The 8,310-nt window shown below is 48.3% G+C and carries 10 protein-coding genes and 1 pseudogene; 3 read left to right on the forward strand and 8 right to left on the reverse strand.

The annotated features are described in order from the left end of the window. A pseudogene (locus AK963_RS32375) lies at nucleotides 1–176 on the forward strand (IS256 family transposase); the annotation flags it as partial. 15 nt (nucleotides 177–191) lie between these two features. Here the strand turns inward: AK963_RS32375 and AK963_RS33465 are convergent. The 7 genes from AK963_RS33465 to alc form a co-directional block, all read right to left on the reverse strand. Continuing rightward, entirely contained in the window at nucleotides 192–362 is a 171-nt protein-coding gene (locus AK963_RS33465; protein ID WP_175404603.1) for a hypothetical protein, read from the reverse strand. A 157-nt stretch (nucleotides 363–519) separates the two neighbouring features. Continuing rightward, complete coding sequence (locus AK963_RS22380) at nucleotides 520–1,734, reverse strand: urate hydroxylase PuuD (RefSeq protein ID WP_066017638.1); 1,215 nt, start codon at nucleotides 1,732–1,734, stop codon at nucleotides 520–522. 77 nt (nucleotides 1,735–1,811) lie between these two features. Continuing rightward, nucleotides 1,812–3,113, reverse strand: a complete 1,302-nt coding sequence (guaD, locus tag AK963_RS22385) for a guanine deaminase (RefSeq protein ID WP_066017639.1) — start codon at nucleotides 3,111–3,113, stop codon at nucleotides 1,812–1,814. Then, a complete protein-coding gene (locus AK963_RS22390; protein ID WP_066017640.1) occupies nucleotides 3,110–3,634 on the reverse strand; it encodes an ureidoglycolate lyase in 525 nt (174 codons plus the stop codon). Before AK963_RS22390 ends, guaD begins: the two co-directional genes overlap by 4 nt. Before the next feature lie 57 nt (nucleotides 3,635–3,691). After that, complete coding sequence (gene uraH / locus AK963_RS22395; RefSeq protein ID WP_066017641.1) at nucleotides 3,692–4,030, reverse strand: hydroxyisourate hydrolase; 339 nt, start codon at nucleotides 4,028–4,030, stop codon at nucleotides 3,692–3,694. Next, complete coding sequence (uraD, locus tag AK963_RS22400; protein ID WP_066017642.1) at nucleotides 4,027–4,545, reverse strand: 2-oxo-4-hydroxy-4-carboxy-5-ureidoimidazoline decarboxylase; 519 nt, start codon at nucleotides 4,543–4,545, stop codon at nucleotides 4,027–4,029. Before uraD ends, uraH begins: the two co-directional genes overlap by 4 nt. 3 nt (nucleotides 4,546–4,548) lie before the next feature. Further along, nucleotides 4,549–5,589, reverse strand: a complete 1,041-nt coding sequence (gene alc, locus AK963_RS22405) for an allantoicase (RefSeq protein ID WP_066017643.1) — start codon at nucleotides 5,587–5,589, stop codon at nucleotides 4,549–4,551. Between the two features lie 177 nt (nucleotides 5,590–5,766). On the opposite strand from alc, the gene puuE reads away from it, so the two are divergent. Then, nucleotides 5,767–6,699 (forward strand): allantoinase PuuE, encoded by a 933-nt coding sequence (puuE, locus tag AK963_RS22410; protein ID WP_238593816.1) that lies wholly within the window; start codon nucleotides 5,767–5,769, stop codon nucleotides 6,697–6,699. A 24-nt stretch (nucleotides 6,700–6,723) separates the two neighbouring features. Here puuE and AK963_RS22415 read toward each other — a convergent pair whose 3' ends face one another. Next, nucleotides 6,724–7,458: a class I SAM-dependent methyltransferase gene (locus tag AK963_RS22415; RefSeq protein ID WP_066017644.1), complete on the reverse strand. Its 735-nt coding sequence runs from the start codon at nucleotides 7,456–7,458 to the stop codon at nucleotides 6,724–6,726. A gap of 182 nt (nucleotides 7,459–7,640) precedes the next feature. On the opposite strand from AK963_RS22415, the gene AK963_RS22420 reads away from it, so the two are divergent. After that, nucleotides 7,641–8,189: a hypothetical protein gene (locus AK963_RS22420; RefSeq protein WP_066017645.1), complete on the forward strand. Its 549-nt coding sequence runs from the start codon at nucleotides 7,641–7,643 to the stop codon at nucleotides 8,187–8,189. The last annotated feature ends 121 nt before the right edge of the window (nucleotides 8,190–8,310 follow it).

Consider the following 8,310-nt stretch of genomic DNA (forward strand, 5'->3'; position numbering starts at 1 on the left):
GCGTCATTCGTAAGGCGATCAAGAACCGGAAGATTTTTCGGACTGATGAGTCAGTCATGAAGGTAATCTATCTGGCCATGGAAAAAGCTTCCGAGAAATGGACCATGCCGATCAGGAACTGGAAAGCAGCCATGAACCGGTTTGAAATTATGTTTCCTGACCGGTTCAAGGAGTAATAGTTTTGGTGGCGTTTACACAGAATTATTTACAGGCTCGATATTTTTAGCTCCTTGTTGAAGCTGTATTCTCATATAGTTAAAAGATGCAATTCTGTTTTCCTCACTCTTCATCCTTTCATCAACTTGCGAGGCATTGTGGGTAGCCATTCCTTTGCTGATTCGTGCTAAAACATCTGCATGCATATTGACAAAACCTCAAATTCATTCAGAAATCAATAAGTGGAAAGCAATTCCACGTATTGGAGAGCTAAAATCTGTATGAGTTCCATTCCGTTAGTTTTGTTAGATCTGGTACTGTATTTGTTGAATTAAAAAAGCCTCTCAAAGAGAGGCTTTTACATCATGAACCATTCGATCCATCCGCTTTTATTTGTTGATACCACTGCCCAAGCAAACTGCGTTCTTCGTCGGTCATCCCTGTGCGGTTCGCCAATGGCATAATCTGAGTTTGTACTGTCTGGCTATAAATCTTATCGGCCTTGTTGGCGATGGAATCATAGTCGTGGAAAACCAGACCGCCAGGAGGTGACTGAAAGAGAGGATCCGTTGGTGTTGCTGAGTGACAGGTGCTGCAGCGGGCAGTTACAATCTCAACAATTTCGCCCCGGTCAAAAGCGGGTTGTTCTGCCACAGGTGTCTGCTGAGCCGCCATTTGTGGCCGGATAATAAAGGCCAGAGTCAGCATTAATACGGCAGCTGCAGGCCATAGCCAGGTTAAAATGGCTCCCTGGTTGCGCCGGTTGAAGAAGTGACGAACCAGAACGGAAGCCGCTGCCAGAACCGCCAGAATTGCCCAGTTCCATTGACTGCCAAACGTCATGGCGTAATGGCCACTGATCATGATAAACAACAGTGGGAGTGTGAAGTAGTTGTTGTGGCGGGAGCGCAACAATGCATGCTGAGCAATGTTTGGGTCGAAGCTGGAGTCACCATTTTCAGCGGCGGCAACCAGCTTTCGCTGTGAAGGGATAATAACCCTGAAAACATTACCCACCATCAGGGTGCCAATCAGTGCACCGACGTGAATATAAGCTGCACGGCCACTGAACAGTTGTGCGTAGCCCCAGGCGGCAAAAACAATCAGCGAAAACAGAACCAGACTGAACAGTGTTTCCTGTTTGAACAGTGGTGATTTGCACAAGAGGTCATAGACCAGCCAGGCGGTTAACAGACTGAAGATACTGATGGCAATGGCTTGAATGGGCGTTAGCGCAGATTGCGGCGCCAGTAGATAACTCTCGGCTCCCCAATAATAAATAATGGCCAGCAATCCCATACCGCTAAGCCAGGTGACATAAGCTTCCCACTTAAACCAGTGCAGTGTTGTTGGCAGTTTCTCAGGGGCAAGATGGTATTTATTCACTTCATAGATACCACCACCGTGAAGTGCCCACAGCTCACCTTTGATGCCTTTTTTCTGCTTGTCGGCTGGAGCAGACTCCAGTCGCCCTTCCAGCCAGTTGAAATAAAAGGATGCGCCAATCCAGGCAACACCGGCAGTTACATGCAGCCAGCGGAACAGCAGGTTTAACCACTCTTGTAGATAGGATTCCATGGTTCAATACTCTTTTTATTATTGAAAATGCTGAGCGACGGTTGTTATCGCAATGATGTCGTCAGCACTTTCGACTTTCAGGCTTCCTGACCCATAATGATGGTTTTTTCGATGACCCGGTCATCACCCATCACCATCAACACGCCAAGCAACTCTTCCAATGTTTTTGTTTTTTTCGTTCTGAATTGAAGCATTGGGGTAGCCGCAGGATTCAGCACCAGAAAATCCGCTTCATTGCCTGCACGGAAGCTACCGATCTTGTCTTCAAGATGAAGTGCTCTTGCACCTCCCAATGTGGCCAGGTAAAAAGCTTGAAGCGGCGAGATGGTTTCCTCCCGCAACTGAGATACCTGATAGGCGTCTTTCATGGTATTGAGCAGGCAGAGACTGGTTCCACCGCCAACATCGGTTCCAAGACCTGTGGGAATATCATGGGCTTTTGCCCGGTTCAGATTAAACAGCCCGCTACCGAGAAACAGGTTGGAACCAGGGCAAAAGGCAATGGATGAGCCTGAGCTGCCCATTCGCTGCCAACTGTGATCACACAGATGGACTGAGTGGGCAAACACTGACCGAGGACCCAGCAAACCATGTTGATCGTAAACGTCCACATAATGTTTACTGTCTGGGAAAAGTTCCTGCACCCAGTCAATCTCTTTCGGGTTTTCCGAGAGGTGGGTGTGAAGGTAAAGACCATCATGCTCCCGCAGCAACCGGCCAGCCATATGCAGCTGTTCCGATGATGAGGTAGGGGCAAAGCGCGGGGTCACGGCATAAGACAATCGCCCTTTGTTATGCCAGCGATTAATAAGTGCTTTACTGTCTTCATAGCTGCTTTCAGGGGTATCAAGCAGGTAGTCAGGAGCATTACGATCCATCATCACCTTGCCTGCGATCATGCGCAGGTTCCGTTGATGGGCTTCCTCAAAAAAGGCATCGACGGACTGAGGTGCCACGGTACCAAACACCAATGCTGTCGTGGTTCCATGACTGAGACACTGATCCAGAAAGAACTGAGCGACCTCGCTGGCGTACTGCTCATCAGAAAACTTCTGTTCTGCTGGAAATGTGTACTGGTTCAGCCAGTCCAGCAGTTGAACGCCACAGCCTGCCAGTACTTCAAGCTGTGGATAATGTACGTGGGTGTCGATAAAGCCGGGGACCAGAAGCCGACCGGGCAGGTCGTTTATTTCTGTTTCAGCGGGCAGATTCTTCAACACCTGATCGGACGGCCCGCATCTGGTTATCAGACCATCTTCCACCAGAAGAGCTCCATCTTCAAAAAACTCCCAGGAACTTTTATCCCCTGAGTCCTTTTCTTTTGAGGGATCCTCCAGAAAGTGGAGGACAGAGGCTCGCCATACAACCGATTGACTCATCGTGGCACCTCCACAATATACCGTTGTGCCGCAGACATCAGGACTTCATCACAGTTATCCCCAGGTCCTTTTCGATCAATGACCAGATATTCTTCTCCGTCATCAACAGACAGTAAAGGGTGATGCCAGACACCGGGGTAGTAGGTGATTCCCTGCTTACCGTTGGTCAGAAAGCAGCGAATGGATGATAAGTCTGGTGTTGTACTGTCACTGGAGCCAGATGCTACGACGATCAGAAAACGCTGGCCTGCCAGGGGCATGAATGTCTGGCTACCCAGTGGATGCCGCTCAAGCAGATCCAGCTGATAGGAAGAACTAATCGGTGCCGTTTTGTAGATATGCATTGTCGTGTAGCCTTGGTCATCAGTGTTGACTGATGTCAGGTCGCTGTATTTCTGACAGCGACCCTGATTAATCACGACAGGTCTTTTCCGAGTTTCGAGTACATCGCCAAAAGGTTCAAAGGCTTCACGGGTCAGTACTTCCACCTTCAGCATTTGGGCTGGTATTTCTTTATCCATGTGCCTTCTTCTCTTTCTTATAACATGGAGCCAATCAGCTGCTCGTGATGGCTTTTGTTAACTTCCCCGGTAGGTAGAGTAGCCATAGGGTGATAATAGCAGTGGAACATGATGATGACGGTCATCACTGACTTCAAACGTCATCACAACTTCCGGATAAAAGCACTGGACTTCCTGCTTCAGGAAATAATCCTTAATGGCAAAGTGCAGCTGATAGACCCCTTTGGGAAGGTTCAGGTCATCAGCCGCAAGGTTCTGAATACGGCCATCATTATTGGTGACACCGTTGCCAACAGGTAGCCAGTGATCACCTTCCTGTCGGGATAACGATACAGGAACCCCTTCAGCGGGCAGCCCGCTACCGGTATCCAGAATATGGGTGCTGATGCCTGTCATGCTATTTGCCTCCATTCAATCAACTTGTTCAGACGCAGCCGGGTTATCTTATGCTGCTCGGCGGCGGCAATCTTCAGCTCATTTTCCGGTTGATTATCCAGCCGGTCATTCAGCAGTGATAGCATCTCATCGGCTGACTTCCCGGTCGCACAGACAATGAATATATAGCCAAAGCGGGTTTCGTAAGCGGTGTTACCGTCAGCCAGTGCCTTGAGTGTTTCGTCACTGGCAGTCGATGCACCGGACTGCTCATGACCCGCCATATCACGGGTATTGGCATATTTTGCTTTCAGGCTATTAACATCGCCAATTTTCGGGTGGCCTTCAAAAGCCTGCAGAAAGTCTTTTTCTCCACAGGTCAACCAGCTCTTGTCCGCTGTGGATAACAGCTCATCTTGACTGAAATAGGGGCGATTATTCACCATCGATTCCAGCCAGTGATTACTGGTACAACATTGGCGGAAAAAATCTCTGGCACCGTCAATATCAAGGCTGTTCAGCTCATCAAGTGTCATGAATCATGCCTCCTTCAAGTCACTCTCGAAACCGCTCTCGTAACCAAGAATGCGAAGCCTTGATACACCACCATCAGGGAAGATATTCAGGCGTACATGCGTATATTGCTGTTCAGTATCCTGCAGCTCATTCAAGAAAAAATGGTTGCGATGAGCATGCAGTTTTTGTTCAGGAAGAATGGTGTGCCATTGAACTTCAGCAGCTTCTTCAGGGTTATCCCCTGTAAAGGTGCATGCCTCCAGGCTGCAGCGATCAGGATAGTTACCCTTAAAGTGTAAGGTATCTACCTCTACTCGATGAATGGTGCCGGGCAGGGCCAGTTTAACAATCATCCAGTCATTGCCACCCTGACGTCGACGTTTGGTTTCCCAGCCATTGTGCATATCGGCGCCGCGTCCGGGCAGTAACAGATTTTGCATGGGGCTGAAGAACGAGTCGCTGCAGGCTACGGAGCGGCCACCGTTCATAAGTGCGGCCAGATCAAGGGGTTCACCAGGCAAACGGTAGCGCTGATCAAGATGAATCTTGCCGTAGACCCGGAGACGGGCGACACCTCCATCGGGGTAGATTCTCAGGCGAATGTGACTGGCTTTTACCGGCTGATCAAGGGTAATCAGGTTTCTGAAATCTGGCTTTACGTCTACTCGATCCGTCAGAGGCAGCCAGTTGCTTTGCTCATTAGGATCGGTGTCATCAAGCAGGTAGTCCAGCTGCACAGCTCCAGGAGCATTACCTTTGAAGTGACGTGTATCAATATCCAGCGCTTCAATTTCGCCTATAGAAGCCAGGCGTACCGTGACCCAGTCGCAGCCTTCATAACCTGGTGCGTCACGACGCCGGCGTGACTCCCAGCCGTCCATCCATTTACCGTAGGCTGTATACTTTTCAGGTAGAAATACAGGGTCTTCAGCCAGTAGCAGGTTATCTTTTTCGGCAAAGAAATCATCGCTGCAGTCAAGAACATCACCACCCAGCGCACGGGCTGCCAGATCAATTCGTGTTTTCTGCCACTGTGCTGCGAGATCATCAGAAGTGTTATTCATAAATGTGTCGAACCTGCTGTTATTATTTTTACTGTATATGGATAGCGGCAAACTTGTATGAGCCTTGTACCACTTTATCCTGATAGAATATGTTTTATTATTTGACTATTTGGTCAATTTTTTGAGCATTTATGCCATAGAACCCATCAGGCAGGCAATAAAAAAATGGAGAGCCCAATGAAGTTCGACCCTCTTTCAACGATGGATGACTACCCAAGAGATCTGGTTGGCTATGGCGAAACACCTCCTGATCCGAAGTGGCCGGGTAATAGCAGAATTGCCGTGCAGTTCGTTATTAACTATGAGGAAGGCGGAGAGAACTGTGTGCTTCATGGTGATGAAGCATCGGAGGCATTTCTCTCGGAAATTATAGGTGCTCCAGCTCATAAGGGTATGCGTCATATCAGTATGGAGTCGATCTATGAGTACGGCTCAAGGGCTGGGTTCTGGCGACTGCACCGGCTTTTCACCCAGAGAAATATACCCGTCACAGTGTATGGCGTGGCCATGGCCATGGCTCGCAACCCTGATGCCGTAAAAGCCATGCTGGATGCTGACTGGGAGATCGCCAGTCATGGTTATCGCTGGATTGACTATCAGTTTATGAATGTTGATGAAGAGCGTCGCCATATGCAGGAAGCGATTCGTCTTCATACCGAAGTGACAGGTAAACGTCCAACGGGCTGGTACACCGGACGTTGCAGCCCAAATACCGAACAGCTTGTGGTGGAGGAGGGTGGATTTTTATATCACGCCGACAGCTATGCCGATGACCTTCCCTACTGGGATACCCGGTTTGGTAAACCACAGCTGGTGGTTCCCTATACGCTTGACTGTAACGATATGCGCTTTGCCACAGCTCAGGGTTTTAACAGCGGTGATCAGTTCTTCAGCTACCTGAAAGACGCTTTTGATGTGCTTTATGAAGAAGGCTCTGCATCTCCCAGAATGATGTCGGTAGGACTTCATTGTCGTTTGGTTGGTAGGCCGGGAAGAGCTGCAGCCTTGGCTCGATTTCTGGATTATGTGCAGTCCAAAGACCAGGTATGGCTATGTACACGGGAGCAGATTGCACAACACTGGCATACTAATCATCCGTATGGTGAGTGACTGGGTATTCTGGGAAAGTTGCCCTTAGTAGGCAACTTTCAGAAACCCTATACGCGGTTTGGTGATCATTTGTTGCCAGCTCTCTTTTCCCAGTGTCTCGATACCTTTTGGGTCAATAGCAAGTGGCAGCCATTCGATCTCTGAGAATCCAGCTTTCTGCATGGCCTGAGTAATGGTTGCTCTGTCGAAATGCACTGCATAAATATCGAGAGGAGGAGTAACAGGAAGTGTCATGCGGAATGACTCTCCATCCTTGAGTGGGTGCGTATGATATATTCTGGCACAAGCAGTATCTGTAATATCATTGCAGCCGTAATCTCCCTGGCAGTCCACGGTAATGATCATTGTTCCCTCTGGTGAGAGGAGAGATTTCAGATGGATACAAAGCTGCTCCAGATGGTTTGTATCTTCACAGTAGTTTAATAACCAGCCCGCAGTGATCAGTTGGAAGGGAGTTTCACACTTAAAATCTTCTATTCGAGATTGGATGAACTGGGCATCTTTATTCCCTGCAAAGTGCTGTCTGGCCAGAGATATCATATCGGCTGAGCAATCTACTCCAGTTACTGGAGTGAAGCCCATTTCGAGCAATAAACCAGAATAAAACCCGGCACCGCAGGCAAGGTCCAGGCTGCTGCATGGCTCAAGCTCTTCAAGAACCTTTCTATACACCCAGTGCTCCATGTATTTCCGATAAGGAAGCTGGTCCGTTGTCTGATAGCCTTCTGCCAAAGGGTTGAAATCCAGATCTGACTTCATGTTATGAGAGACCCATTTTTATCAATGTTGCAGGTAGAGGACAGCGAGAAGATTTGAAGATAGTTGAACTTTGCAGTTTCTCCTCAGTTTTGTTTCTTATGTAAACAGTAAATAGCTTCCCATAGTCTTTACAGGATTCGTTAGAATTGTTGTGACAATGGGGTTTCCAGGGGAAGGGGGATATGGGTAGTCAGATTAGCATTCGTGCCGGAGCGCAGGCATTGGACTTTATTCGAGCCAATGGCCTGCCTCAGGAGAGTATCAAAGTCATGGTAGGTGCTTCCGGAGGCCCAAAGTGGTTTGTGCTCAGTGGTCTGGATAAAGCCTTGCTGGGCGAATATTTCCGCCATAGAACGTCACCTCTCGATCTTATCGGAACCTCCGCAGGCAGCTGGCGATTCAGCTGTTATGGTCAGGATGACCCCCTCGCGGCTCATGAACGCTTTGAACAGGGCTATCTTCATACCGATTATTCTGAGAAGCCTGATCCTGCTGAAATAAGTCATAAAGCCGGAGAGTTGGTAGAAAATATCGTTTCGCCTGAAAGTGTAAGGCAGATTCTTAATAATCCTGTTTTTCGCTTCAATCTGATTACTGTAAGAAGTCATGGACTGGCTGCTTCTGAGCGAAAACTATTACAAATGGCGGGCCTGGGGCTTGCTGCTACCGGTAACTTGATTAATCGAAAGCATTTGTCATCATTCTTTACCCGTACTCTTTTTTATCAATAGTCCGGACAGTTTTCCGAAATAGGCAACCATGAGAGGAATCAACCAGAGTAGAGAATCCTAATAATCTATCTGTTGATACCTCCTCTCATGGAAATCATAGTTAAGTCTGCTCTGGACAGTA

Origin of the sequence: Endozoicomonas atrinae (genome assembly GCF_001647025.1) — a bacterium.
Classification (GTDB): domain Bacteria; phylum Pseudomonadota; class Gammaproteobacteria; order Pseudomonadales; family Endozoicomonadaceae; genus Endozoicomonas; species Endozoicomonas atrinae.